Source organism: Actinomadura sp. 7K507, from assembly GCF_004348425.1.
In the GTDB taxonomy this organism is placed as follows: domain Bacteria; phylum Actinomycetota; class Actinomycetes; order Streptosporangiales; family Streptosporangiaceae; genus Spirillospora.
The window spans coordinates 1-24,114 of record NZ_SMKK01000151.1 but is presented as its reverse complement, the minus strand read 5'-3'; the positions used below and the strand labels follow the sequence as shown (position 1 = coordinate 24,114).

25 protein-coding genes and 1 tRNA gene are annotated in these 24,114 nt (G+C 72.8%); 10 read left to right on the top strand and 16 right to left on the bottom strand.

Annotated elements, in window-relative coordinates; translation table 11 throughout:
* Positions 1-91 precede the first annotated feature (91 nt).
* The gene (locus E1285_RS29115; RefSeq protein WP_132157681.1) at positions 92-862 is read right to left on the bottom strand and encodes an enoyl-CoA hydratase-related protein; all 771 of its coding nucleotides are present in this window, start codon (positions 860-862) and stop codon (positions 92-94) included.
* 62 nt (positions 863-924) lie between these two features.
* Here E1285_RS29115 and E1285_RS29110 point away from each other — a divergent pair, with 62 nt between their 5' ends.
* The 7 genes from E1285_RS29110 to E1285_RS29080 all read left to right on the top strand — a co-directional run bounded on the left by E1285_RS29110 (position 925) and on the right by E1285_RS29080 (position 6,681).
* Positions 925-1,317 carry a hypothetical protein gene (locus E1285_RS29110; RefSeq protein ID WP_132157679.1) on the top strand — a complete coding sequence of 131 codons (393 nt, stop codon included), beginning with the start codon at positions 925-927 and terminating at the stop codon, positions 1,315-1,317.
* Positions 1,318-1,334: 17 nt separating this feature from the next.
* Positions 1,335-1,625 (top strand): MTH1187 family thiamine-binding protein, encoded by a 291-nt coding sequence (locus E1285_RS29105; protein ID WP_132157677.1) that lies wholly within the window; start codon positions 1,335-1,337, stop codon positions 1,623-1,625.
* A 180-nt stretch (positions 1,626-1,805) separates the two neighbouring features.
* On the top strand, positions 1,806-2,621 hold the full coding sequence (locus E1285_RS29100; protein WP_132157675.1) for an ABC transporter ATP-binding protein: 816 nt from the start codon (positions 1,806-1,808) through the stop codon (positions 2,619-2,621).
* Positions 2,618-3,421, top strand: coding sequence for an ABC transporter ATP-binding protein (locus tag E1285_RS29095; RefSeq protein ID WP_132157673.1), 804 nt, complete (start codon positions 2,618-2,620; stop codon positions 3,419-3,421). Before E1285_RS29100 ends, E1285_RS29095 begins: the two co-directional genes overlap by 4 nt.
* A complete protein-coding gene (locus E1285_RS29090) occupies positions 3,418-4,308 on the top strand; it encodes a branched-chain amino acid ABC transporter permease (RefSeq protein ID WP_132157671.1) in 891 nt (296 codons plus the stop codon). The genes E1285_RS29095 and E1285_RS29090 overlap by 4 nt, the downstream gene beginning before the upstream one ends.
* Positions 4,301-5,416, top strand: coding sequence for a branched-chain amino acid ABC transporter permease (locus E1285_RS29085; RefSeq protein WP_132157669.1), 1,116 nt, complete (start codon positions 4,301-4,303; stop codon positions 5,414-5,416). The genes E1285_RS29090 and E1285_RS29085 overlap by 8 nt, the downstream gene beginning before the upstream one ends.
* On the top strand, positions 5,413-6,681 hold the full coding sequence (locus E1285_RS29080; protein ID WP_132157667.1) for an ABC transporter substrate-binding protein: 1,269 nt from the start codon (positions 5,413-5,415) through the stop codon (positions 6,679-6,681). Before E1285_RS29085 ends, E1285_RS29080 begins: the two co-directional genes overlap by 4 nt.
* Before the next feature lie 81 nt (positions 6,682-6,762).
* Here the strand turns inward: E1285_RS29080 and E1285_RS29075 are convergent, their stop codons facing one another.
* Genes E1285_RS29075 through E1285_RS29065 form a run of 3 tightly spaced genes read right to left on the bottom strand, consistent with a single transcriptional unit; the run spans position 6,763 to position 9,688 of the window.
* The gene (locus tag E1285_RS29075) at positions 6,763-7,587 is read right to left on the bottom strand and encodes an ABC transporter ATP-binding protein (protein WP_132157665.1); all 825 of its coding nucleotides are present in this window, start codon (positions 7,585-7,587) and stop codon (positions 6,763-6,765) included.
* Positions 7,587-8,651 carry an iron chelate uptake ABC transporter family permease subunit gene (locus E1285_RS29070; RefSeq protein ID WP_132157663.1) on the bottom strand — a complete coding sequence of 355 codons (1,065 nt, stop codon included), beginning with the start codon at positions 8,649-8,651 and terminating at the stop codon, positions 7,587-7,589. Before E1285_RS29070 ends, E1285_RS29075 begins: the two co-directional genes overlap by 1 nt.
* Entirely contained in the window at positions 8,648-9,688 is a 1,041-nt protein-coding gene (locus E1285_RS29065; protein ID WP_132157661.1) for an iron chelate uptake ABC transporter family permease subunit, read from the bottom strand. Before E1285_RS29065 ends, E1285_RS29070 begins: the two co-directional genes overlap by 4 nt.
* 137 nt (positions 9,689-9,825) lie before the next feature.
* Here E1285_RS29065 and E1285_RS29060 point away from each other — a divergent pair, with 137 nt between their 5' ends.
* Together E1285_RS29060 and E1285_RS29055 are read left to right on the top strand one after the other, a co-directional pair.
* Complete coding sequence (locus tag E1285_RS29060) at positions 9,826-10,866, top strand: ABC transporter substrate-binding protein (RefSeq protein WP_132157659.1); 1,041 nt, start codon at positions 9,826-9,828, stop codon at positions 10,864-10,866.
* Between the two features lie 11 nt (positions 10,867-10,877).
* Positions 10,878-11,723, top strand: coding sequence for a siderophore-interacting protein (locus E1285_RS29055; protein WP_243723118.1), 846 nt, complete (start codon positions 10,878-10,880; stop codon positions 11,721-11,723).
* 48 nt (positions 11,724-11,771) lie between these two features.
* Here E1285_RS29055 and mnhG read toward each other — a convergent pair whose 3' ends face one another.
* From mnhG to E1285_RS29020, 7 genes are all read right to left on the bottom strand, one after another.
* Positions 11,772-12,101 carry a monovalent cation/H(+) antiporter subunit G gene (gene mnhG / locus E1285_RS29050; RefSeq protein ID WP_132157657.1) on the bottom strand — a complete coding sequence of 110 codons (330 nt, stop codon included), beginning with the start codon at positions 12,099-12,101 and terminating at the stop codon, positions 11,772-11,774.
* On the bottom strand, positions 12,098-12,364 hold the full coding sequence (locus tag E1285_RS29045) for a monovalent cation/H+ antiporter complex subunit F (protein ID WP_132157655.1): 267 nt from the start codon (positions 12,362-12,364) through the stop codon (positions 12,098-12,100). The genes mnhG and E1285_RS29045 overlap by 4 nt, the downstream gene beginning before the upstream one ends.
* The gene (locus E1285_RS29040; protein ID WP_132157653.1) at positions 12,361-12,897 is read right to left on the bottom strand and encodes a Na+/H+ antiporter subunit E; all 537 of its coding nucleotides are present in this window, start codon (positions 12,895-12,897) and stop codon (positions 12,361-12,363) included. Before E1285_RS29040 ends, E1285_RS29045 begins: the two co-directional genes overlap by 4 nt.
* Complete coding sequence (locus E1285_RS29035) at positions 12,894-14,414, bottom strand: Na+/H+ antiporter subunit D (RefSeq protein ID WP_132157651.1); 1,521 nt, start codon at positions 14,412-14,414, stop codon at positions 12,894-12,896. Before E1285_RS29035 ends, E1285_RS29040 begins: the two co-directional genes overlap by 4 nt.
* Positions 14,411-14,905: a Na(+)/H(+) antiporter subunit C gene (locus E1285_RS29030; protein ID WP_132157649.1), complete on the bottom strand. Its 495-nt coding sequence runs from the start codon at positions 14,903-14,905 to the stop codon at positions 14,411-14,413. The genes E1285_RS29035 and E1285_RS29030 overlap by 4 nt, the downstream gene beginning before the upstream one ends.
* Complete coding sequence (gene mbhE, locus E1285_RS29025; protein WP_132157647.1) at positions 14,902-17,736, bottom strand: hydrogen gas-evolving membrane-bound hydrogenase subunit E; 2,835 nt, start codon at positions 17,734-17,736, stop codon at positions 14,902-14,904. Before mbhE ends, E1285_RS29030 begins: the two co-directional genes overlap by 4 nt.
* Positions 17,737-18,339: 603 nt before the next feature.
* Positions 18,340-18,412: transfer RNA gene (locus E1285_RS29020), tRNA-Asn, on the bottom strand.
* Between the two features lie 141 nt (positions 18,413-18,553).
* On the opposite strand from E1285_RS29020, the gene E1285_RS29015 reads away from it, so the two are divergent.
* A complete protein-coding gene (locus E1285_RS29015) occupies positions 18,554-18,832 on the top strand; it encodes a YtxH domain-containing protein (RefSeq protein WP_132157645.1) in 279 nt (92 codons plus the stop codon).
* Here E1285_RS29015 and E1285_RS29010 read toward each other — a convergent pair.
* The 5 genes from E1285_RS29010 to E1285_RS28990 form a co-directional block, all read right to left on the bottom strand.
* Positions 18,829-19,323: a hypothetical protein gene (locus E1285_RS29010; RefSeq protein WP_132157643.1), complete on the bottom strand. Its 495-nt coding sequence runs from the start codon at positions 19,321-19,323 to the stop codon at positions 18,829-18,831. The genes E1285_RS29015 and E1285_RS29010 overlap by 4 nt on opposite strands.
* A 34-nt stretch (positions 19,324-19,357) precedes the next feature.
* Entirely contained in the window at positions 19,358-20,677 is a 1,320-nt protein-coding gene (locus E1285_RS29005) for a hypothetical protein (protein WP_132157641.1), read from the bottom strand.
* A gap of 137 nt (positions 20,678-20,814) precedes the next feature.
* A complete protein-coding gene (locus E1285_RS29000) occupies positions 20,815-21,621 on the bottom strand; it encodes an HAD family hydrolase (RefSeq protein WP_132157639.1) in 807 nt (268 codons plus the stop codon).
* Positions 21,618-22,730: a cysteine protease StiP family protein gene (locus E1285_RS28995; protein ID WP_132157637.1), complete on the bottom strand. Its 1,113-nt coding sequence runs from the start codon at positions 22,728-22,730 to the stop codon at positions 21,618-21,620. Before E1285_RS28995 ends, E1285_RS29000 begins: the two co-directional genes overlap by 4 nt.
* The coding region (locus E1285_RS28990) for a phosphoribosyltransferase family protein (protein ID WP_243723117.1) at positions 22,727-24,114 on the bottom strand (1,388 nt) is incomplete at its 5' end. The genes E1285_RS28990 and E1285_RS28995, both read right to left, overlap by 4 nt.

Genomic DNA, 24,114 nt, shown 5'->3' with positions numbered 1-24,114 from the left:
CCCTTGGTCTCTTCGCGTGGCCTGGGTTCGTGCACGGGCCTTCAGCCCTCGGCCTTGTCGGCCGGGCTTTTGAGGGCTGTGCCTCTCGGGGCTAAGCGGGCCAGTTGGGGGGGCGTTTTTCTAGGAAGGCCTTCATGCCCTCTTGGGCCTCGGGGGTTTGGCTGGAGGCGGCCATTACCTCTATCGCGTAGGTGTAGGCGTCCTGTTCTGGGCGGTCCAGTTGGGCGTACATGGCCTGTTTGCCCAGGGCCTTGCTGCGGGGGCTGCCTTGGGTGGCGCGTTGGAGGAGGTCTTGGGTGGCCTTGTCCAGGTCGTCGTCGGGGACCGCGTAGTTGATCAGGCCCCAGTCGGTGGCGGTCTTCGCGTCGAAGACCTCGCCCGTCAGGGCCATTTCGGCGGCTCGTTTGCGGCCGATGTTGTGGGCGATCGCCACCAGGGGGGTGTGGCAGAACCAGCCGCCCTTGCCGCCCGGTGCGGCGAAGCCCGCGCTCTCGGCGGCGACCGCCAGGTCGCAGCTCGCCACCAGCTGGCAGCCGGCGGCGGTGGCCAGGCCGTGCACGCGGGCCACCACCACCTGGGGAACGGACTGGATCGTCCGCATCAGTTCGGTGCAGACCTGGAGCAGGTCGCGGACGTCGGTGTGCGAGGCCCCGGCCATGTCGGCGAAGTCGTGGCCCGCGGAGAAGACCGGGCCGTTGGCGGCGAGGACCACGCCGCGGGCGTCGGTGCCGCCGGTCTCGCGGAAGGCTTCGGTCAGCGCGAGGAGGAAGTCGCGCGACAGTGCGTTGCGGCGGCGCGGGCGGTTCATCGTGATCGTGGTGAACGGGCCGTCGCGGTGGAGCAGGACGTCGTTGTCGCTCATGCCCCCGACGTTACGTCAGACGCTCGTCGTACGGTGGGGCGGACTCGCTTGCCTAGGAGGTAATGGCCTTGAAGCTGCTCACCGCCACCAACTCCAGCCAGGGATTCCGCGACAACGACTTCGACTGGTGCGTCGAGGGAGAGCTCGTCCACATCGGGATCGTGTGCGCTCGCGACCAGGACGACCCCGACGGGGGTTGCGGGTGCGGGCGGTCGTTCGCCGGGCTCAACTCGCACCGCGCCACGACGACCGCGATGGTCCGGGAGGTGCCCGGATTCACCGTTGACGACTACGTCCTGGCGATCAGGTCGAGCCTTGAGCAGCAGGGGTGCGACCCGTCGTTCGCCGAGCACGAGGCCGCGCTGCTGCGGTGCCTGGTGCGCGACTGGCCGGTGGGCGCCATCGTCGAGCGGCGGCTGGATGAGATCGTGGTACGGCAGGTCCTGCAACCCTGACTACGGGAGGTCTCCCCATGCTCGTCGCGTTCTCGGTGACCCCGCTCGGTGGTGGCGAGGAGGTCGGCGAACTCGTCGCAGAGGCCGTCCGTGTGGTGCGCGCGAGCGGTCTGCCCAACCGCACCGACGCGATGTTCACCACGATCGAGGGCGAGTGGGACGAGGTGATGGCCGTGGTGAAGGCGGCCACCGACGCCGTGGCCGCGCGGGCGCCGCGGGTGAGCCTCGTCGTCAAGGCCGACATCCGGCCCGGCGTGACCGGCGCGCTCGACGCCAAGGTCGAATCGGTGGAGCGGCACCTCCGCTGACCGCGCACAACCGCGCGGACTGAACACCGCCCCGGACGGCCTCGCGGGCCGTCCCGACTGTGCTCGCGACACAACCCGAACGGCGTTCGATTGGACGCCCGCCACGTCTTGCCCGCGCCCCATGGACGCAGGTCGGCGCCCCGTGCTGGGGTTCCTGCCACACGAGATGTGGAGGCGTGCATGGCGAACGGGACCCTCGCGGTCCGTGATCTGTCGGTGAGCTACGGCCGGGCCGTTCGGGCCCTGCGCGGGGTGTCCCTGGACGTCCCGGCGGGATCGGTGACGGCGGTGCTCGGCGCCAACGGGGCGGGCAAGTCGACGTTGCTCCGGGCGATCTCGGGGACGCTTCCGTTCCACCGCGGCGCGGTGGACGCGGGCACGGTACGGCTCGGCGACCGGTCCCTGATCGGCCTGCATCCGGCGACCGTGGTCGCGGCCGGTGTGGTGCAGGTGCCGGAGGGGCGGCGGGTCTTCGGCCGGCTCAGCGTCGAGGAGAACCTGCGGGCCGGGGCGCTCGGCGCACCGAGCCGGGCCGAGTCCGCCAAGGCGCACGGGCGGGTGCTGGAGCTGTTCCCGGTGCTGGCGGAGCGGGCGCGGCAGCGGGCCGGGCTGCTGTCGGGCGGGGAGCAGCAGATGCTCGCGATCGGGCGGGCGCTGATGGCGTGCCCGTCGGTCCTGCTGCTGGACGAGCCGACGCTCGGCCTGGCACCGCTGATGGCCGAGCGGATCGCGCAGACCATCCGGGAGATCAACCTGCTGGGCACGGCGATCCTGCTGATCGAGCAGAACGCCGCGCTGGCGCTGGAACTGTCGTCGGCCGCGCACGTGCTGGAGGTCGGCGCGGTGGCGCTGCACGGCCCGTCGGCCGAGCTGGCCGGCAGCGACGAGGTCAGGCGCCGCTACCTCGGCGTCGGCGAGGAAGCCGACTCCGCGGAGGACGGCGAGGCCGCCGGCGAGACCGCCCCGCCGCCCACGCTCGAAAGGTGGACCGGATGACGGGCGAGCTGGTGGTCAGTGAGCTCACCGTGCGGTTCGCGGGACTCACCGCTCTCGACGGGGTCGGGTTCACGGTCGCGGAGGGCAGCGTCCACGCGCTCATCGGGCCGAACGGGGCCGGGAAGTCGACGTGCTTCAACGTCCTGTCCGGGGTGTACCGGGCGAGTGAGGGCAGCGTGCGGTTCGGCGGGGCGGAGCTGACCTCCCTGGCGCCGCACCGGATCGCGGCCCTCGGCGTCGCCCGCACGTTCCAGAACATCGCGCTGTCGCGGCACCAGACCGCCGAGGACAACCTGATGCTCGGGCGGCACCGCCTCACCCGCGCCGGGTTCGCGTCGGCGGGCCTGCGGACGCCGTGGGCGCGGCGCGAGGACGCGCGGCACCGGGCGCGGGTGCGCGACATCGCCCGGTTCGTGGGCGTGGACGAGCATCTCGGCACTCCCGTCGGGGTGCTGCCCTACGGCGTCCAGAAGCGCCTGGAGCTGGCGCGCGCGCTGGCGATGGAGCCCCGGCTCCTGCTCCTGGACGAGCCCGTGGCCGGCATGAACGGCGGGGAGCGGCGGCGGATGGCCGAGGTCATCGCCCGCGCCCGCGCCGACCTCGGCGTCTCGATCCTGCTGGTCGAGCACGACATGGGGATGGTCATGCGGCTGGCCGACGAGGTGACCGTCCTGGACTTCGGCCGGCGCATCGCGAGCGGCGAGCCGGCGCGGGTGCAGCGCGACCCGGCCGTGGTCCGCGCCTATCTCGGCGCCGCGCACGACCCGGCGGCGCCCTCCCACGCGGAAGGAAACCCTTGAGCACGTTCATCGAGCTGGTGGTCAACGGGGTCTCGGCGGGAGCGGTCTACGCGCTGATCGCCCTCGGCTTCGTGATCATCTTCAAGGCCACCGAGGTGGTCAACTTCGCGCACGCGTCACTGCTGCTGGCCGGCGGCTACGTGACGGCCGTGCTGCACGACGACATCGGCTTCCCGGCCGCCCTCGCGGCCGGCATCGGCGCGGCGGCGCTCCTGGGCGTGCTGGTGGAGATGCTGATCCTGCGGCACGCCCGCGTGGAGGACCACGCGGTGCTGGCGATCGTCACGATCGGCATCGACATCGTGCTGGTGACCGAGCTGACGCGGCGGATCGGCACGCAGGTCCTCTCGCTCGGCGACCCGTGGCAGGACCGCATCGTGTACGTGGGGGGCGTCGGCATCGCCCAGACGCGCATCGCCGCGTTCGCCGCCGCGGCGGTCATCATCACCGCGTTCCTGCTGGCATTCCGCTTCACGTCCTGGGGCGTGGCGATGCGGGCGGCGGCCGAGGACGGCGAGACGGCGGCGCTGATGGGCATCCGGCTGTCGCGGGTATCGCTGGCCGCCTGGGCCATCGCGGGCGGGCTGGCGGCGGTCGCGGCCCTGTTCCTGACGGTGTTCCCCACACCGGGGCTGGACCGCGCCACCTCGTTCGCCGCCATGAAGGCGTTCCCCGCCGCCATTCTCGGCGGGCTCGACTCCACCACCGGGGCACTGGTCGGCGGGCTCCTCATCGGGCTCACCGAGTCGCTCGTGACCGGCTACCAGGGCGACCTGACGTTCCTGGGCCGCGGCATCGGCGGCGTGGCGCCGTTCCTGGTGATGCTCGCCGTGCTGCTGGTCCGGCCCGCCGGGCTGTTCGGGACAAGGGAGCTGTCGCGTGTCTGACCGTTCGTTCCTCCCGCGGTCCCGCAGCCGGTGGGCGGCCGTCGCGGGCATCGCGGTCCTGCTCCTGCCTCCCTTCTACCTGGACGCGTTCTGGCTGCAGACGGGCCTGTTCGCGATGTCGGCGGCGATCGGCGCGATCGGCCTGAACCTGCTGACCGGGTCGACCGGGCAGCTGTCGATGGGGCACGCGTTCTTCCTGGCCGTCGGCGCCTACGGATACGTGTACCTGGCGTCGCCTTCGGAGGGCGACATGTCGGGCCTCGGGCTGCCGACACCGCTGGCGTTCGTCGGCGCGATCGTCCTCGCCGGCGTCGCGGGCGGCGTCTTCAGCCCGATCTCGGGACGGCTGCGCGGCGTCTACCTCGGCATCGCGTCCCTCTCACTGATCTTCATCGGGCAGCACGTGCTGTTCAACGCCGAGAGCGTCACCGGCGGCTTCAACGGCCGGGACGTCCCGCCGCTGGAGATCGCCGGGTTCTCCTTCGACGACTCCCCCGGGGTCGTGCTGCTCGACGTGCCGCTCGGCGCGCTGGAGCGGCTGTGGTTCCTCGCCCTGGCGCTGCTGATCCCGGCGGCGTGGATCGCGCGCGGCATCCTGCGCGGCCGGCCGGGACGGGCGATGAACACGATCCGCGACCACGAGGTGGCGGCGTCGGTGATGGGGGTGCCGGTGGCGCGCTACCGGGCCGGCGTGTTCGTGCTGTCGTCGATGTACGCGGGGGCGGCCGGGGCGCTGCTCGCGCTGGTGTTCCAGCGGACCGTCCCCGACTACTTCGGGATGTTCCTCGCCCTGGACTACCTCGCCATGATCGTCATCGGCGGGCTCGGCAGCGTCGCCGGGGCCGTCGCGGGGGCGGTGTTCGTCTCCGTCCTGCCGCAGCTCCTCACCCGCTTCGGCGACGACCTGCCGCTCGTCGCGGCGCCGGGCTCGGGCGGGGTCTCCCCCGCCGAGGCCGCCCGCATCCTGTACGGCGCCGCCGTCGTCGCCGTCGTCCTCTTCCTGCCCCGCGGCCTCGCCGGGGTGTGGCCGCGGCTGCGCACGGCCGTGGCCCGCCGCCGGGCCGCCCGACCCCTCACCCGACTCGAGAAAGAGGAGCAACCAGCATGAAGCGAATGGCGCGCGTCACGGTCGCCGGCGCACTGGCGCTGGCACTGCCGCTGAGCATGGCGGCCGGCTGCAGCGACAAGGCCACCGGCGGCCCGGGGGCCGCCGGCGCCGACGGTGTCAAGCAGGGCACCGGCGTCACCGACGACAAGATCAGCATCGGTGTCCAGACCGACATGACCGGCGTGTACGCGCCGCTCGGCAAGAGCCTCACCCAGGCGCAGCAGCTGTACTTCGAGCAGGTGAACGCGCAGGGCGGCATCTGCGGGCGCACGGTCGAGCTGGTCGTCCGCGACCACGGGTACGACGTGCAGAAGGCCGTCGCCGCCTACAGCGAGCTGCAGACGAGCGTCGTCGGCCTCGCCCAGTTCGTCGGGTCGCCGATGGTGACCGCGCTGGAGGACCGCATCACCTCCGACAAGATGTTCGTCATCCCGAACGCGTGGGCGACGACGCTGCTCGGCAACCAGTACATCCAGGTCACCGGCACCACCTACGACGTCGACATGATCAACGCCGTGGACTTCCTGATGAAGGAGGCGGGGGTGAAGAAGGGGGACAAGATCGGGCACGTGTACTTCGAGGGCGACTACGGCGAGAGCGCGCTCAACGGGTCCAAGTACGCGGCCGTCGAGCTCGGCCTGACGGTCGTCGAGCAGAAGATCAAGGCGACCGACAACGACATGACCGCGCAGGTCTCGGCCCTGGAGAAGGCCGGGGTGACGGCGATCCTGATGAGCGCCGGCCCCAGGCAGTCGGCGTCGCTCGCGGGCGTCGCCCGGTCCAAGGGCATGACGATGCCGATCGTGGCGAGCAACTCCGGGTTCTCCCCGCAGCTGCTGGAGACCCCGGCGGCCCCCGCGCTGCTGAAGGGCTTCTACCTCGCCAGCGCCGGCGCGCCGATCTCGTCCGACCTGGCGCCGGTCAAGAAGCTGGCCGGCGACTACGCCAAGAAGTACCCGGGGCAGCCGCTGGACAACGCGGTCGTCAACGGCCACACCAGCGCGGTGATCTTCGCGGACGCGCTCAAGAAGGCGTGCGAGGCCAAGGACCTCACCCGGGACGGCCTGATCAAGGCGCACCGGGCGACCACCACCTACGACGGCGGGTACGGCACGCCGATGGACTTCTCGAAGGTGGACGAGCCGGGCACCCGCAAGACCTACATCCTGCGGACGGACGCCAAGGCCGAGGGCGGCCTGGTCGTCGAGCGGGAGGCCGCCGCGTCCAAGGAGGCCGAGGCCTACGAGGTCCCCGCCGGCAAGTAGACCCGGCCCCGGCACGACTTCGGCGATCCGCGGCGTGACCGCCCCTGGGAGCCCGGCTCCCCGGGAGCGGCGCGCCGCGGTTCAGCGTGCGGGGACCGGCGTCCGGCTGCGGGCGGCCGGGATGACCAAGGGCGTCCCCGTCTCGGGGCAGTCGATCACCTGGCAGGGGAGCCGGAAGACCTCCCCGACCAGCTCGGCCGTGACCACCGACGACGGCTCGCCCTCCGCCACGATCCGGCCGTCCCGCATGGCGATCATGTGCGTGGCGTACCGGGCGGCGTGGTTGAGGTCGTGCAGGACGGCGACGACCGTCCGGCCCTCCTCGTGCAGCCCGGCGCACAGGTCGAGGACCTCGATCTGGTGCGCGATGTCGAGGAAGGTCGTCGGCTCGTCCAGCAGGAGCAGCGGGGTCTGCTGGGCCAGCGCCATCGCGATCCAGACCCGCTGCCGCTGCCCGCCCGACAGCTCGTCCACGTGCCGTTCGGCCAGGTCCTCCACGCCGGTCGCCGCCATCGACTCGGTGACGACCCGCTCGTCCTCCTTCGACCACTGGCGCAGCAGGCTCTGGTGCGGGTACCGGCCGCGCGAGACCAGGTCGGCGACGGTGATGCCCTCGGGCGCGATCGGCGACTGCGGCAGCAGCCCGAGCGTCCGCGCCAGCTTCTTGGCGGGCCATTCCGCGATCGGTCCGCCGTCCAGGACGACGGTGCCGGAGGACGGTTTGAGGATCCGGGCCAGAGCGCGCAGCAGCGTCGACTTGCCGCACGCGTTCGGGCCCACGATCACGGTGAACGAGCCGTCCGGCACGGCCACGTCGAGGTCCTCGGTGATGGTGCGCCTGTCGTAGCCGAGCGTGAGCCCTGTACCGGTCAGTCGATGACCTTCGCTCGGCCGCCTGTTCTTCATCAGATCCGTCCCGTCTTGCGTTCGGTCGTGAGGAGCCAGACCAGGTATCCGCCGCCGAGAAGCCCCGTCACCACGCCGACCGGGAGCTGGTGGCCGGGGAAGGCGTTCTGCGCCGTCCAGTCGGCGGCCACCAGCAGCGCCGCGCCCATGCACATCGCGGGCAGCAGGTTGGGGCCGGTGGTCCGGGTCAGCCGCCGGGCGAGCTGCGGCGCGGTCAGCGCGACGAACGCGACCGGGCCGGCCGCCGCCGCGGCCAGCGAGGTGAGCAGCACCGCCGCGGCCAGCATGATCAGGCGTACCCGCTCGATGGGGACGCCGAGCCCGTGCGCGGCGTCGTCGCCCATCTCCAGCATCCGCAGCGCCCGGCCGCAGCCGACGAGCACCAGCGGCCCGAGGACGGCGAGCCCGGCGAGGACGGGCGCGGCGTCGGCCCAGTCGCGGCCGTCCAGGCTGCCGGTCAGCCACAGGACGGCGCGGGCCGCGTCGACGATGTTCGCCTGGGTGAGCAGGTAGCCGTTGACGCCGGTGAGGATCGCGGCGACGCCGATCCCGACGAGGATGAGCCGCTGGCCGTGCGCGCCGCGCCGTCCCGCGACCGCGTACACGATCAGCCCGGTCGCGAGACCGCCGGCGGCGGCGCCCGCCGCGGCCGCGGCGCTGCCGCCGCCGGTCAGCACGATCACGGCGAGGACGCCGGTGGACGAGCCCTGGGTGAACCCGAGGATGTCGGGGCTGCCGAGCGGGTTCCGGACCAGCGACTGGAAGATCGCCCCGGCCAGGCCGAGCGCCGCGCCCACCGCGAGGCCCGCCGCCACGCGCGGCAGCCGGATCTCGTTCACGATGAGCGAGTCGGCGGGCGAGCCCTGCCCGGCGAGCGTGCGCACGACCTCGGCGGGGCTCATCGGGAAGTCGCCGGTGCCGATGAGCAGCACGCCCGTCCCGAGCGCCACGGCCAGGCAGACGGCCGCGACGGCGATGGCGCGCGGGCGGAAGCGGAAGGAGAGCCCGGCGGGCGTCCGCACCACGGCGAAACGCGGGCCGCGGGCCGCGGCGCGCCCCGTCATGAGGCGGCCGCCCTGCTGAGCGGGCGGCGGACGAAGTACAGGAAGACCGGCCCGCCCGCCACGACCATCACGATCCCGACCTGGAGCTCGGCGGGGCGCACGACCACCCGGCCGAGGACGTCCGCGGCCAGCATCAGCGCGGGCGAGAGGACCGCGCAGTACGGGAACAGCCAGCGCAGGTCGGATCCGGTCAGCGCCCGGACGAGGTGCGGCACCATCAGCCCGACGAAGACGATCGGCCCGCAGGCCGCGGTCGCCGCCCCGCACAGCAGGGTGATCGCGACGATCGCGGCGATCCGGGCCCGCCCGGGGCCGGCGCCGAGCGCGCGGGCGGCGTCCTCGCCCATCGCCATCGCGTTCAGCGGGCGGGCCAGCAGCAGGGCGATGACGAGCCCCGCGACGACGAACGGGGCGACGCGCACGATGGTGTGGGTCTGCGCGGAGGCGAGCGATCCGACCGTCCAGAACCGCATGCGGTCGAGGGACGCGGTGTCCAGGAGCTGGACCGCGCTCACGTAGGAGAACAGCGCGGCGTTCAGCGCGGCTCCGGCGAGCACGAGCCGGGCCGGGGTGGCGCCGCTCCCGCCGCCGACCGTGTACAGCAGCACCGCGACCGCACCGGCGCCCGCGAACGCGAACCACACGAAACCGGTGAACGAGGTGATGCCGAGGAAGGAGATCGCCGAGACCACCGCGGCGGAGGCGCCGGCGTTGATCCCGAGCAGCCCCGGGTCGGCGAGCGGGTTGCGGGTGAGCGCCTGCATCACCGCGCCGGCGAGCCCGAGCGCCAGTCCCGCGAGGAGTCCGAGCACGGTGCGCGGGAGGCGCATGTCGTGGACGATCGAGTACGCCGCCGAGTCGGCGTGGAACAGCCCGTCCCAGGCCGCGGCGGGCGACAGCGGCTTGGCGCCGACCGCGAGGCTGAGCACGACGGCGGTGAGCAGGAGCAGCAGCGCGCCGGCGAGCCCGGCCGCCCGCCTGCCGCCGGGCGTCCGCACGGCCGGCGGCGTGACCGGCGGGGGCTTGGTCGACAACACCTGGCGGGGCTCCGGGGACGCGCCGTGGGGACCGGGTGATCGATCCCACCTATGAACAAGGACTTAGGTTAGGTTAACCTAAATTCCGATCATGCCCGCAATAGGGCCACCGTAGTTGATTTTGGAGAACGTCCGGAATGTCGAACACCGGTGCTCGGCGCCTCGACCGCGCCGCTCTCTCCCGGCGGGGATTCCTCGGTGCGGGCGGCGCCGTCGCCCTCGGGGCCTTCCTCACCGCGTGCGGCGGCGACGGCGGGAACGGCTCGGCCTCCGCGGGCGGCGGCGCCTGGACGTTCACCGACGACCGCGGCCAGAAGGCCGCCCTGGAGTCGCGGCCCCAGCGCGTCGTCGGCTACGTCGCCGCGGCCGCCGCGCTGTACGACTTCGGCGTCGACGAGCAGATCGCCGGCGTGTTCGGCCCGACGAAGCTCAAGGACGGCAGGCCCGACCCGCAGGCCGGGAACCTGCCCGTCGACCGGCTGGAGATCATCGGCAACGCGTTCGGCGAGTTCAACATCGAGAAGTACGCCGCCCTCCGCCCCGACCTCCTGGTCAGCAACATGTTCCTTGAGGACGAGCTGTTCTACGTCCCGCCGGAGAGCAAGGAGAAGATCTTCGCGCTGGCGCCCAGCGTCGCGATCGCCGCGGGCGCCGTCCCGCTGCCCGAGCCGATCGAGCGGACCGCCGCACTCGCCGCCGCGCTCGGCGCCGACCTGACGGCCGGGAAGGTCACCGCCGCCAAGGCGCGGTTCGAGAAGGCGGCCGAGGCGGTACGCGCGGCGGCCAAGGCCAATGACGGGCTGAAGGTGCTGGCCGCGTCCGCGAGCCCCGACCTGTTCTACGCCTCCAGCCCGGACAAGAACACCGACCTCATCTACCTCAAGGAACTCGGCGTCGACCTCATCGTCCCGGACAACCTCGACCAGAACGGCTTCTTCGAGAACCTCAGCTGGGAGAACGCCGGCCGGTACGAGGCCGACGTCATCATGCTCGACTCCCGCACCCAGGCCCTCCAGCCCGAGGACCTCGGCGACAGGCCGACCTGGAAGGACCTGCCGGCGGTGAAGGCCGGCCAGGTCGTGCCCTGGCAGCCCGAGCCCCGCTTCTCCTACGAAGGCTGCGCGCCGATCCTCGAAGCCTTCGCCACCTCCCTGAAGTCCGCGAAGAAGACCGGTTGAAAGGCGGCACCGTGACGAACCCGGCCCATCCCTACGCGTTCTTCGACCTGCACGTCCTGCGGGCCGAGCGGCTCGGACCGTCGATGGTCCGGGTCACCCTCGGCGGCGACTCCCTGAACGCCTACGCCGAGACGCCGTTCGTGACCGCCGGCCGGGACCAGCGCATCAAGCTGTTCCTCCCGCACCCGCACCAGGACGCGCCCGTCATGCCGGAGAACAACGACGGCGCGACCTGGTTCGCCGACTGGCGGGCCCTGGATCCGGCCGTACGCGGCATCATGCGGTCCTACACCGTCCGTGACCAGCGTCCGGGCGAACTCGACGTCGACTTCGCGCTGCACGCCAACGGCACCTCGGGCCCGGCCGCCGCCTGGGCGGCCGCCGCCCGCCCCGGCGACCGCGTCACCGTCCTCGGCCCGACCGGCGCCGACAACGGCGGCTACGACTTCCGCCCGCCCTCCGAGAGCCCGGTGCTGATCGCGGGCGACCTGACCGCGCTGCCCGCCATCGCCGGGAACCTCGCCTGGCTGCCCGCGGGGACGCCCGCGCAGGTCTGGATCGACGTCCCGGAGCCCGGCGACCGGCAGGACCTGCCCTCGGCCGCCGACGCGGACATCACGTGGGTCGCCCCCGGCGGCCTGCTCGACGCCGTCCGCGCCGCCGACGTCCCGGACGGCGCCTACGCCTGGATCGCCGGCGAGTCCGCCTTCGTCAAGGCGCTGCGCCGGCACCTGGTGAACGAGCGCGGCCTGGACCGCCGCGCCGTCACGTTCACCGGCTACTGGCGGCGCGGCGCCACCGAGGAGGACCTGCTCGCCGAGTCCGTCGCCGGCGCCACCCCCGCCACCGACGAGTGACCCGCCGCCGGACGGGAGGCTCCGGCGGCGGCCTTCCAGGTCCCGGGCTCAGCTTCGCTGGTCGGTCTCGTCGACGGTGAGGAGGTCGTGCCGGATCACGCCGGCGCGGTAGGCGGCGCCGCCGACCGTCTGGGCGGTGACCGGCGCGGTGAGCAGCTGGAAGAACCCGACCAGGATCAGCGGGGTCGCGGCCGAGACGGAACCGGCCTGGGGCGCCACCCCGGCGAGGATCAGCAGCAGCCCGATCGTCTGCGGCTTCGTCGCCGCGTGCAGCCGGGACAGCAGGTCCGGGAACCGCAGGAGGCCGAGGGCGCCGAGGACGGAGAAGACGGCGCCCGCGGGCAGCAGGACGGCGGTGACGACGTCGCCGGCGCTCATGCGCGCTCCCCCCGGGCCCCCGCCAGGCGCGCGGCGCTGACCGAGCCGACGAACGCCAGCATCGACACGACCAGCAGGAGCGTGGCGTGCCCGGGTTCGCCCCAGTAGGCCGCGTGCACGGCGATGCCGCTGACCAGCAGGACGGCCATGACGTCCAGCGCCAGGATGCGGTCGAAGCTGGAGGGGCCGCGCACCAGCCGCACGGCCGTCATCAGGAACGCGACGCCCAGCAGGATCATGGTCAGGACATAGACGGTGTTCATCCTTCCTCCTTCGGTGGTGCGTCCTCCCAGGTCACGAATGCGCTCATCAGCCGCTCCTCCGTCCGGACCACGCCGTACCGCGTCGTCTCCGCCTCCTGCGCGCTCCGGACCGGCATGGCGTGGATGCGCAGGACGGCCTTCTCCGCGTCCAGGTCGATCAGGATGGTGCCGGGACGGAGGGAGATGCTGGTCGTCACCCCCAGCAGGATGACCTCCGAGCGGGACCGCATGTCCACGTCGAGGATGGCGCTGCGCACCTGTCCCGGCCGGTACAGCGAGTGCCAGCCGATGACCACGCTGGACAGGAGCAGGTCCCAGACGAACTCGGCGACGGCCAACGCGAGGCGCAACGGCCGTATCCGCCTGACCAGCGGAACGGCGGGCAGCCGGCTCGCCGGATAGGCGGCGGCGATGACGACGGCGCCGCCGATCACGGTCAGGGCGTCGGCCCGTCCCCACAGCAGCAGCCAGATCGCGAGCAGCCATACCCCCATGACGAGGCGGGAGGCGATGCGGCGGAGTGCGGGGGTCACGGCGCGCCTCCGTCCAGCACGGCGGTCCGGTACGCCGACGGGTCCAGCAGATCGGCCGCGGCGCGGTGGCTCCAGGTCGCCAGCGGCCCGGCGAACACGGCGATGAGCAGGCCTCCGGCGACCAGGACGCTCGTCACGGTCCCCATCAGCCGCCTGCTTCCCTCCGTGTAGGACGGGCCGGCGGGGGGCTCGCCGGCCTCCTTCGGGCGGGGACGCCAGAACCCGAGCGTCCAGATCCGGGACATCGCCATGAGCGTGAGCAGGCTCGCCAGCACCGCCACGGCGGTGACGGCGTAGGCGGCGGCCTGCCCCGAGCCGAGGCCCGCCTGGAACAGCGCGAGCTTGGCGATGAAACCCGAGGACGGCGGCATCCCGCTCACGCTCATGGCGGGGATGAAGAACACGACGGCGACGAAGGGCGACATGCGCGCGATGCCGCCGAGGCGGCGCAGCGACGTCTCCCCCGTGAGCCCCTGCATCAGGTCGCTGACCAGGAACAGCGCCGCCTGCACGACGATGTGGTGGACGAGGTAGAGGATCGCGCCGGTGAGTCCGGCGACGCTGTACATCCCCAGGCCGAACAGCATGTAGCCGATGTGGCCCACCAGGGTGAAGGAGAACACCCGGTGGATGTCGTCGTGGGTCAGCGCGCCGAGGGTGCCGATGAGCATCGTCGCGGCGGCCAGCACGAGCATGATCCACGACACCTGCTCGCGGGGGAACAGCAGCGTCTCCACCCGGATGAGGGCGTAGATGGCGGCCTTGGTCAGCAGCGCCGCGAACACGGCCGTGACCTTGGTGAGGGCGGCCGGGTAGCTGTCGGGCAGCCACAGGTGCATCGGCGCGATGGCCCCCTTGATCCCGAACACGACGAGGAACAGCAGCCCGAGCGCCGTCCGGGTGCCCTCGGGCAGGTCCGCGATGCGGCCGGACAGGTCGGCGAGGTTCACCGAGCCCGCCGCGGCGTAGGTCAGGCCGATCGCGGTGAGGAACAGGATCGAGGACATGAGGCTGACCACGGTGTAGGTCATGCCGGCCTGGACCCGCTCGGCCGTCGGGGTGAGCGTCATCAGCACGTAGCTGGACGCCAGCATGATCTCGAACGCGACGAACAGGTTGAACAGGTCGCCGGCGAGGAAGATCAGGCAGACCCCGGCGGTCAGCGTGAGATACGCGGGATAGAAGATGCCCGGCTCGTGCCCGCCGAGGCCTCCGGCGCCCTCCGCCACGGCATGGAGCATGATCGCGAGCAGCACGCCGGTGGATACCACGAGCAGCATCGCCGACAGCCGGTCCGCGACGAGGGTGATGCCGAGCGGCGCGGGCCAGCCACCGATCTGGACGGCGATCACGCCGTCCCTGGCCACGGCCGCCAGCAGCCCGCAGGAGGCCGCCAGCGATCCCGCCACGGTCAGCGGGCCGAGGACGCGCAGCCACAACTCCCGGCGCCGGCTGATCATCATGAGCGCGGCCCCGAGCAGCAGGAGCACGAACGGCAGCGGGACGAGCACGCTCATGCGCCGTCACCCGTCCCGCCGTCCCGGCGCGGGGCGTCCTGCGCGGCGGAGCCTTCCTGCTCGGTGTCGTGCCGGTCGGGCTCCTCCAGGGGATCGGCCTCTTCGCCGGGGCCGCCGGCCCGCGCCTCACGGCGGCGCTGGGCGTGGATCCGGCGGTCCTCGACGTCGTCGCGCACCTCGTCCTCGCCCAGGAGCATCCGGCTGCGGTACGCCAGGGCCAGCAGGAACGCCGTCACACCGAAGGTGATCACGATGGCGGTGAGCACCATGGCCTGCGGCAGCGGGTCGGCCATCGGCCGCTCGGACTCCTTGCCGAGCAGCGGCGGCGAGCCGGCGGTCCCGCCCGCGAGCAGCAGGAGCAGGTTGGCGCCGTGCCCGAGCAGCATGAAGCCGACCACGATCCGGATGAGCGACCGCTGCATCAGCATGTCGATGCCCGCCGCGAACAGCACGGCGACGGCCAGAACGAGGACGAGGGCGGGGCCTGTCACGGTCGTGCTCCTTCCTCTGCTTCGACGTCCTCCAGGTCGGCCTCGTCCACGGCGCTCTCGTCGAGGCTCGCGCCGAGCGTGATGAGGATCGTCAGCACCAGCCCGAGCACCAGCAGGTACACCCCGGCGTCGAAGAACAGGCTGGTCGTGATCTTGACGTCTCCGATGACGGGCGGCGCGACGTGCAGCACCTCGCTCTTGAGGAACTCGCCGTCCCCGAACCCGCCGAGCGTCCAGCCGGCCGCGCCGGTGGCGACCGCCAGGCCGAGTCCGCCGCCGAGCAGGACGCCGGGCCGCACGGGCAGCGCGGCCTCCAGTTCCCGCCGCCCGCCCGGCAGGTAGCGCAGGACGTACGCCATGGCCGCCACGAGCCCGGCCACGAACCCGCCGCCGGGACGGCTGTGCCCCGCGAAGAGCAGGTAGACGGAGAACACCAGGATCGCCGGGCCGAGCAGGCGCGCCGTGGCCGCCGCCGGCACCATCGGCGCGCCACCCACCGCTGGGCGGCCGGACGTGGCGAGCCAGCTCCGCCCTCCCGGCTCGCCGGTGCCGGGGTCCTCGGCGGGCGAGCGCCGCGCGCGGCGACCGCTGAGCACGAGGCCGATGACGCCCATCGAGGCCACGGCCACCACCGTGATCTCGCCGAGGGTGTCCAGGGCCCGCGTCTCGACGAGGATCATGTTCACGACGTTGCCGGTCCCCTCCTCGGCGGCGAGGTCGGCGTAGGCGGGGCCGGTCGGGGGGCTGACGCGGCTCAGCGACGCCACCACCAGGAACGTCGCGACGAACCCGCCCAGGCCCAGGCTGATCAGGGCGGTCACGATCCGGGCGGACGGCTGCCGGCGGCGCGGCGGGAACCGTTCCGGGAGCCGCCGCAGCACCAGCACGAGCGTGATCAGCAGGAGCGTCTCCACGACGAGGTGCGTGAGCGCGAGGTCCGGCCCGCCCTGCACCACGAAGAGCCCGCCGATCGCGTAGCCGACCCCGGACATCAGCAGCGCCGCCGACAGCCTTCGGCGGGCCAGCAGCGCCGCGAGCGCGCAGACGATCACGACCAGGCCGAGGACCGTCTGGATCGGGTCGTCCCAGCCGTGCGGTACGTAGGCCGAGGGGCTCGTATCCCGGACCAGTCCCACGACGAGCGCGGTGCCCGGCACCACGAGCACCGTCGCCCCGATCACGCCGAGATAGACGGGCAGCGAACCGACCTGCAGCCACTTCGTGACCGCCTGCGCCCCGGCGAGCGTCGTCCTGATCACGCCGTTGTAGATCCGCTGGCCGTCCAGGAGGGGCCACCGCATCCGCCTGTCCGGCAGCGACCGGACGTACAGGAGGTAGAGCCCGGCGCCGGCCGCGATGGCGAGCGCGGACAGGGCGATCGGGAGTCCGAGCCCGTGCCAGAGCGCGAGCTCGTACCCGGTGTCCCCGCTCATCGTGTCCGCGTACGGCGCGACCATCGTGTGCACCGGCCCGGCGATAAACCCCAGGACGAAACCGGCGGTGGCGGGCACCGCCATCGGCACGACCATCCCCCACGGGTCGGCCGCCCGCGCACCGTCCCCGCCACCGCCGAAGGCGCCGCGCAGGAACCGCACACCGTAGGCCGTGGTCAGCGCCGATCCCGCCACCACCCCGGCGAGGACGGCGGCGTCCAGGCCGCCGTGGGCGAACGCCTTGATCGCCGCCTCCTTCGCCACGAACCCGAGGAACGGCGGCAGGCCGATCATGGAAGCGACCGCCGCCGTGGCCACGACGGCGGTCACGGGCAGCCGCCGCCCCACCCCGGAGAGCCGGTCGATGCGGCGCGTGCCGGTCCGGTGCTCGACGACGCCGGCCGCCAGGAACAGCGGGGCCTTGAACACGCCGTGGGCCAGCAGCAACGCGGTTCCTGCCAGCGCCGCCGTCCGGGTCCCCTGCCCGAACAGGACCATCAGGAAGCCCAGCTGGCTCACGGTCCCGTAGGCGAGGAGCCTTTTCAGGTCGTTCTGCCTGAGCGCGAGGGCACCGCCGACGAGCAGGCTCACCAGCCCCACGCCGATCACCGTCGGCCGCCACAGTCCGGTCTCGGCGAACGCGGGCGACAGCCGCGCCACCAGGTAGACGCCCGCTTTCACCATGGCGGCGGCGTGCAGGTAGGCGCTCACCGGGGTGGGCGCCACCATCGCCGCGGGCAGCCACGCGTGCAGCGGCATCTGCGCCGACTTGGCGAACGCCCCCAGCAGCACCAGGACCAGGCCCGCCTCGGCCGCGCCCCCGCCCGGCGGGTCGGCGAGCAGCGCCGAGATCCGGTAGGTCCCGGCGGCCTGGCCGAGGACCACGAACCCGGCGAGCATGACCAGCCCGAACGCGGTGGTCGTCAGCAGCGCCTGGGTGGCCGCACGCCGGTCCTCGGCCCGCTCCGGCCCGGCCGTGCCGATCAGGATGAAGGAGCTGAGCGTCGTGAGTTCCCAGAACACGTACAGGACGAGCAGGTTGTCGGCCAGCACCAGCCCGGTCATCGCCCCCGCGAACACCACGAGCGTCCCGATCATCAGCCGTTCGGAACGCTCGAAGTACCAGCCCGCGTAGCAGAGCGCGACGGCTCCCACCCCACCGACGAGCAGCAGCATGACGACCGACAGCGCGTCCAGCCGGAAGTCGATCACGAGCCCGAGCTGCGCGGACCACGTGATCTTCTCGGTGAGCTCCGCGCCCCCCGCCCGCGTGGCGGCCCAGACGGCCGTCGCCGCCGGAAGCACGGCGGCGGCGCAGGCCATGGCACGCCTATGCCGCCCCAGCGCCCACGGAACGACGACGGCCACGACGGCATAGGCCACAACCAGCATCACCATGCCCGTCCGCAGCCCCCCTCCGCCAAGCCACGACCCACTGAGCGCGCACAAGCCGATCTACCCGGCCAGCACCCTCGAAACGGACCACCCGCCGCCGATGACGGGACCCGATTCGCCCGAGCCGGAGCCGCCGAGGTCACCGGGCGGCTGGGACCGGGGAACCCGTCGACACCGCCACCCGGCACGCCGCGGGCATCCGCGCCATCGGCGACGCCGAGTACCCCGCACACGAGAACCTGGCCGCCGAGCTTCCCGGGTTCGACCCCGTTCACCTGGCGGACCTGGCGACGCACGACGGCATCGAGGCCTGGTCCCCCACGTCGGCCGGGCCATGGCCGACCGCTACCTCGAATCAAGTCAGCACCACGAGCGGTCCTGACGGCGACCGCTGAGGAGGAGCCGCAACGGCAGGCGGGAGTGTCATACCTTCGTGAACACATCCCAGCAGCGTCGCCGAAGCGCCATTGAGGAGGTGGCCTGAAAGGCTCACCTATGCGGAGACGGCGGGCCCAGTCGGGCAGTTGGTCGGGCACAGGCCGGGAAGGCTCTGTTCCGACACGATCGGACGAAGCCTGACCTGCGGATACCCGGAGCCATAAGAGGCTCCCGCGACTGGACTCGAACCAGTAACCTGCCGGTTAACAGCCGGCTGCTCTGCCGATTGAGCTACGCGGGACCGCGCGTGCGGCGGGGCCGTCGGCCCCTTGGCGCGTCCAGGTTAGCGCATGTGGGGGGCTCTTCGCGCACGCGTTATGGGTGGGGTCGGCTTTGGCGGGTATGGGGGGTGGCACCAATCCGCCGTCAGTAGGAGTCGGACATGAAGACACGCATGATGTTCATGGCAGGGGCCGCGATCGGCTACGTCCTGGGGACGAAGGCCGGGCGTGAGCGGTACGAGCAGCTCAAGAGGATGTCTCAGCAGGTGTCGGAGAACCCGAACGTGCAGGAGACGGCGGGCAGGCTGCGGGCCAAGGGCGAGGAGGTCGCCGGGGCGGCGCGCGGGAAGGCCGGCCATCTGAAGGAGCGGGTGCCCGAGCAGGTTCCGGGTCGCCACAAGGCCACCGACGAGCAGCCGCCGCAGGTCTATCCCTCCTAGAGGCCGGTCTGGCGGCGCAGTTCCTCGAGTACCTGTTCGGCCTGGGCCCGCAGGCCCGGGTCGGCGGGGTCGAGTCCCGCCTCGAAGACGAACGTCCAGCGTATGCCGCCGCCCGTGGCCGGGCGGCGGCCGGCTATGCGTACCTTGCCGCCGCCGGGGAGGACGGCCTGGTGGCTGACGGCGATGGTGGCCGTGACGCGTTCCCGGACGGTTTCGGGGACGGAGCCGGGGTCGGTGAGCCGGATGTGGTGTTCGGCGCCGGCCGATGTCTCCTCGACGTTCAGCCATCCGTCCTTCCAGGTGGCGTGGTCGACGCGTTCCCAGGGGATGCGGGTGAAGCCGCCGGAGGCGGTGGGGAGGTGCAGCGCGGTCGTGGTGGCGGCGACGTGGGAGCCGCCGCGGGTGGGGGCCGCGGCGAGGACGCGTTCGCCTCGTTCCAGCGTGAGTTCGTCGCGGACCGCGGACGGCAGTGAACCCCGGCGTAGGCGCATGCACCCACCGTAAGCGATCACGCGGGGCGGCCGGTCAGGCGGCCTGCGGCGCGCGGCGGGCTCCGAGCAGGTCCAGGACGAGCGCGGCCGACCAGGCGTAGTCGTGGCTGCCGCGGCCGGTGCCGTCGAACGGGTCGAAGAACTCGCGGAATCCGGACTGGCGGACGAGCCGCATGGTGGAGCCGTACAGCAGGTCGGCGACGACCGGGAGTCCCTGGCGGAGGGCGCCGTACCAGATGAGCCAGTTCGTGCTGATCCAGGTGGGGCCGCGCCAGTAGCCGCCGCGGTCGAACGCGGGGGCCTGGATGTCGCAGGTGGGGACGGGGTATCCGGCGGCGCCGGCGAACCGGGCGGACAGCAGCAGGTCCACGAGGTCGCGGACGATCGGGGCGGGCAGCTCGGGGTCCAGGAGGGGACCGAACGCGCCGACGGTGACCACGGGCAGGAGCCGGTCGTCGCGCAGATCGCGGGCGCGGAAGCAGCCGGTCTCGGGGTCCCACAGCCGGTCGAGCATGGCGGCGTGGACGCGCTGCGCGCATTCGCGGTGCGGGGCGGGGTCGGCGCCGACGATGTCGGAGATCTCGGCGAGGGCGTGGGCGGAGGCCAGGTAGGTGGCGTTGACGAGGGGGTCCTCGACGGCGAACGGGTGCGCTTCGCGGAGGTAGCCGGGTGCGTAGCCGGCGTCGCGCATGAGGGCGACGAGCCGAACGTAGCGGTCGTAGTCCTCGCCGGTCGGCGGCGTGTGGGCGGGCTGCGCCGGCGCGTACGCGGTGGGCGGGAGCCGGAGGGCGCTGAGCGGCCGGTCCCAGGCGGGACTGTTGTCGAGGCCCGACTCCCAGGGGTGGCAGATCGCGATCAGGCCGCTGGAGTCCAGGTCGCGGGCGCGGGCGAGGTAGCGGTGCTGGGCGGTGAGCATCGGATGGAGCCGCGCGAGGAACGCCCGGCTGCTTTCGAGGTCGGCGGCGCATTCGTGCAGGCGGAGGGCGCTGAGGGCGTGCAGCGGCGGCTGGGTGAGGCCGGAGGTGTGGACGCCGCGCGGCGCGTCCGGCTGCCGTTCGCTGCGCCACAGTTCGGGGCCGGGGAAGTACGCGTGCCGGGCGAGGCTGGTGTCGAAGACGATGTGCGGGAGCATCCCGTCGGCCCACTGGCCGCGGAACAGGGAGAGCAGTTCGGCTTCCGCGCGGTCGCGGCGGTGGCGGGCGAGGCCCATGCTGATGAACGCGGAGTCCCAGCTCCACTGGTGCGGGTAGAGGCCGGGGGACGCGGCGGTGGCGGTACCGGTCCAGTTCGCATCGAGGACCCTGGCCGCGGCCTTCCACAGCGCGGTCTCGTCGCCGGTCAGACGGGAGGTCATGCGTTCAGGGTGTCCTCCTCTTGAGCGAGAGAGGGTCACCGTGATTGTGACCGCTGAACGCGGCCGCTGCGACCCCTTGGGGTCCGTCGCTTGTCAACGGTCTCCACGGCCGCGGCGTGATTTTTCGCGGCGGCCTTTCACGGGGCGGTCGCGCGCTCCAGGAGCCACTCTGAGATCTCTTGCCCCGCGCTGATGCCGCGTGAGGCGGTGACGGCCGTCGCCGGGGACGTCCACCCCGTGTCGTGCAGTTCTCCGTGGGCGGGGCGGATGGACAGGTCGGCGGCTTCGAGGAGTTCGATGTCGAGGAGGGAGTCACCGGCGGCCAGCGTCGTGGCCGCGCCCGTCCGGTGGGCGACCTCGGCCGCGGCGGCGGCCTTGGTGAGGCACGCGGGCAGGCAGTAGACCTTGCGTCCTTGCAGGGACGTCCGCCAGCCGCGTTCGGCGCACCATCCGGTGAGGTCCTCGACCCATCCGGGGGGCAGCGCGGCCCGGTCGACGACCGTGTAGGCGAAGAGGCCGGACGCGTCGCGCCGTTTGAGGACGAAGTCTCCACCGGTCCGGACGAGGTGTTCCTGGACGTCCGCCAGCGGCGCGCATCCGTCGGCGACGCGTGCCCGGACGGACGCCGCCCATTCCGGGTCGTCCACGCCGTCCACGAGGAGGTGGCCGCCGTTGGCGGTGATGGCGTACTCGGCCGGTTTCTCCAGCAGGTTGATACGGCGGTACTGCTCCGGTGTGCGCGTCGTCGTCGGGACGAACGTCGCGGCCGTCGAGAGGGTCTCCAGCGTGCGCGCGGCTGCCTCGGTCATGTAGGAGAGCGGCGCGCCCTGGTAGAACTCCACGCACAGCAGGCGCGGCATCGTCTCGTCAGGCCCGTCCAAGGCGAACGCGGCGGCGGAGTAGATGAGCGTACGGTCGAGGTCGGAGCACACCAAGACGGTCACTGGACGGCTCCCTTGCCGAACCGAGGATGGATGAATCCCATGCAGGCGTAGGGGAACCGGCCGGGTTCGACGTCGATGACGGGCACCCCTCGCTCGCCGGCGAGCAGCCTGATGTGCGTCACCTCGGGACCCGCGTCCGCGCGCACGAGGACCTTCCACGGGACGCGGCGAAGCAGCACCCTCGTGGTCTCCCCGATCCCCGGCTTGACCAGGTTCAGGTCGTCGATGCCCTCGGCGGCGGCGCACCGCCGGACGGCCTCCCGGCCCGACCAGTCGGGCGTGCGGCGGGCGGCGCGGTGCTCCGGCAGGTCCTTGGCGACGCGCTCGGCGACGTCCCCGAACCGCGCGCACACGGTGTCGAGGAACACGGCGGACACGTCGTCGCCGGCCAGGTCGGCGTAGAACTTCGCGCCGTGGAAGTCTCCGGGCCCGATCAGGTCGGCGTTCAGCACGGTCCGGCTCACCAGCCCGGAGACCGTCGAGTTGAGGCAGGCGGACGGGATCAGGAAGTCGTCGCGCGTCCCGAACAGGGAGGCGCACCGTCCCGGGTCGGCCAGCACCGCGAGGTCGGAGGGGAACGGGGACGGGGCCAGCGCGGCGGTCAGTTCACGCGTGATCGCGCCCTTGCCCGTCCAGCCGTCCACGAACATCACCGACGCCGGGTCGTGGTGCTCGGCGAGGTACCGCAGCGCGACGGTGTCGATGCCGCGTGCACGGACGATGCTGACCGCGTAGTGGGGCAGGTCCAGGCCACGGGAGAACCTCGCCCAGCGCCGCATGAGGATCCCGACCGGCGTGCCCGCGCGGGCCAGCGAGACGAGCACGGCCCGCGGGCCGCGCTCGGCGAGGATCATCTCGGTGACCAGCCCGGTCGCGTACGCGATCCGCTCGGCCGACGCCTCCAGCGCCTTGTGGAAGAGCCGCCGGTACTCGGGGCCGGGCTGGTACTCCACCGGAAGCGACTCGGCGTAGTGGGCCCGGCCCGCCTGGATCGCCGCCTCCCGCTCCTCGGTGGGCGCTTCGAGCCGCGCATGGGACAGGTCCTTGAGCAGCCACGCGACGTCCTCCGCCTGGTAGCTGCCGAATGAGGGCCCGTACAGCGGCTTCACGTGCCCCTCCTGGCGGGGACCACCGCGACCAGGACCGGCGCAAGCGCGCGCAGCCGCTCCACGAGGCCGGTGGCGAGCAGCGAGGTGTCGCCGATGTCGTCCACCACGAGCACGATCCGGTCGAATCCGTTCTGGTCGGAGGCCGGGGAGACGTTGTAGGCGTACCGCTCCCCCGGCCCATCGGCGGGATCGTCATGCGCCTGGAAGGCCAGGCGCGTCCTGATCGCGTACCCGGGGTCGTCCACGGCGAGCACCGGCGAACGCGTCGTCGTCGAGTACCGGACGTCCACGCCTGGCAGCGCGTCGGCGAGGGCCTCGGCGAGCCGCAGGGGCGCGTACATCAACTCCTCGAATCCCAGGACGAGAACCCGGGAGGCCCCGGCCCCCAGTCCACCGGCCCCCGATCCACCGGCCAGCGCATCGGCCATGCGCGCCAGATCCTTCTCCAGCCGCGCCCGGTGTTCGGGCAGGAAGCCGTGGCGTCCTCCGTCCGGCAGTCCGGTGGGCCACTCCAGCCCGATGCGGGTCACCCCGAACGCGGCCGCCGCCCCGCCCTGGAGGACGGTGCGGGCGGACAGGTCGGCGACGAGCGTCTTCCCTGTCGCCAGGATGTCTTCGGGGAGGTCGACGCGACCTCCGGCCAGGGCCACGGCGTCTATGCGGGTGCCCAGCCGGGCGGCGAGATCGTCCATCCGGGACCGGTCGTCGGGGCCGCGCAGGTCGACAAGGGCCGCCAGGACGTAATGGCCCCTGGGGCGGACGGCGTGCAATGCCTCGATGGTGTTCAGGACCGTCCGGCCTGTGGAGAGTTCGTCGTCCACCAGCACCACGGGCACGTCACGGTCGAACGCGGCAGAGTCGGCGGGCAGCAGCAGATGGCTCGTGGCGTGGCTGTGCTCCTCCTCGAACCCCCCGTACATCGCGAAACCCGCTACCGGACGCCGTGTGGAGTGCAGGTAGTAGGCGCCGCCCAGGGCATCCGCGACCGAGTGCCCCAGGGCCGTGGCCGTCTCCGCATACCCCAGGACGACGGCTTCCACGGGAACCTGCGGTGCACGCAAGAGATCGCGCAGCCCGGCAGCCGTTCCCGGCACGCCCCGCAAAGCATCGGCCAGCAGAGCCCCAGGCCGGGACGGCTTCTCACCGCGCAGGCGCGCGCGCACCAGCTCCCCCAGCAGCAACCCCGACCCGTACACCAGCCGCGGGTCGGTCGGGACGTGCTTGCCCAGGACGGCGGAGACCAGCAGGTGCGCCCGGCGCGGATTGCGCCGCACGGCCAGCCCGACGAGATCCGTGAGGCCGACGCCCACCGGACGCGAGCCGTCCGTGAGCCGGACCCCGAGGCGCGACGCCACCCAGGAACCCCGCCAGCCCGAACCCGGCC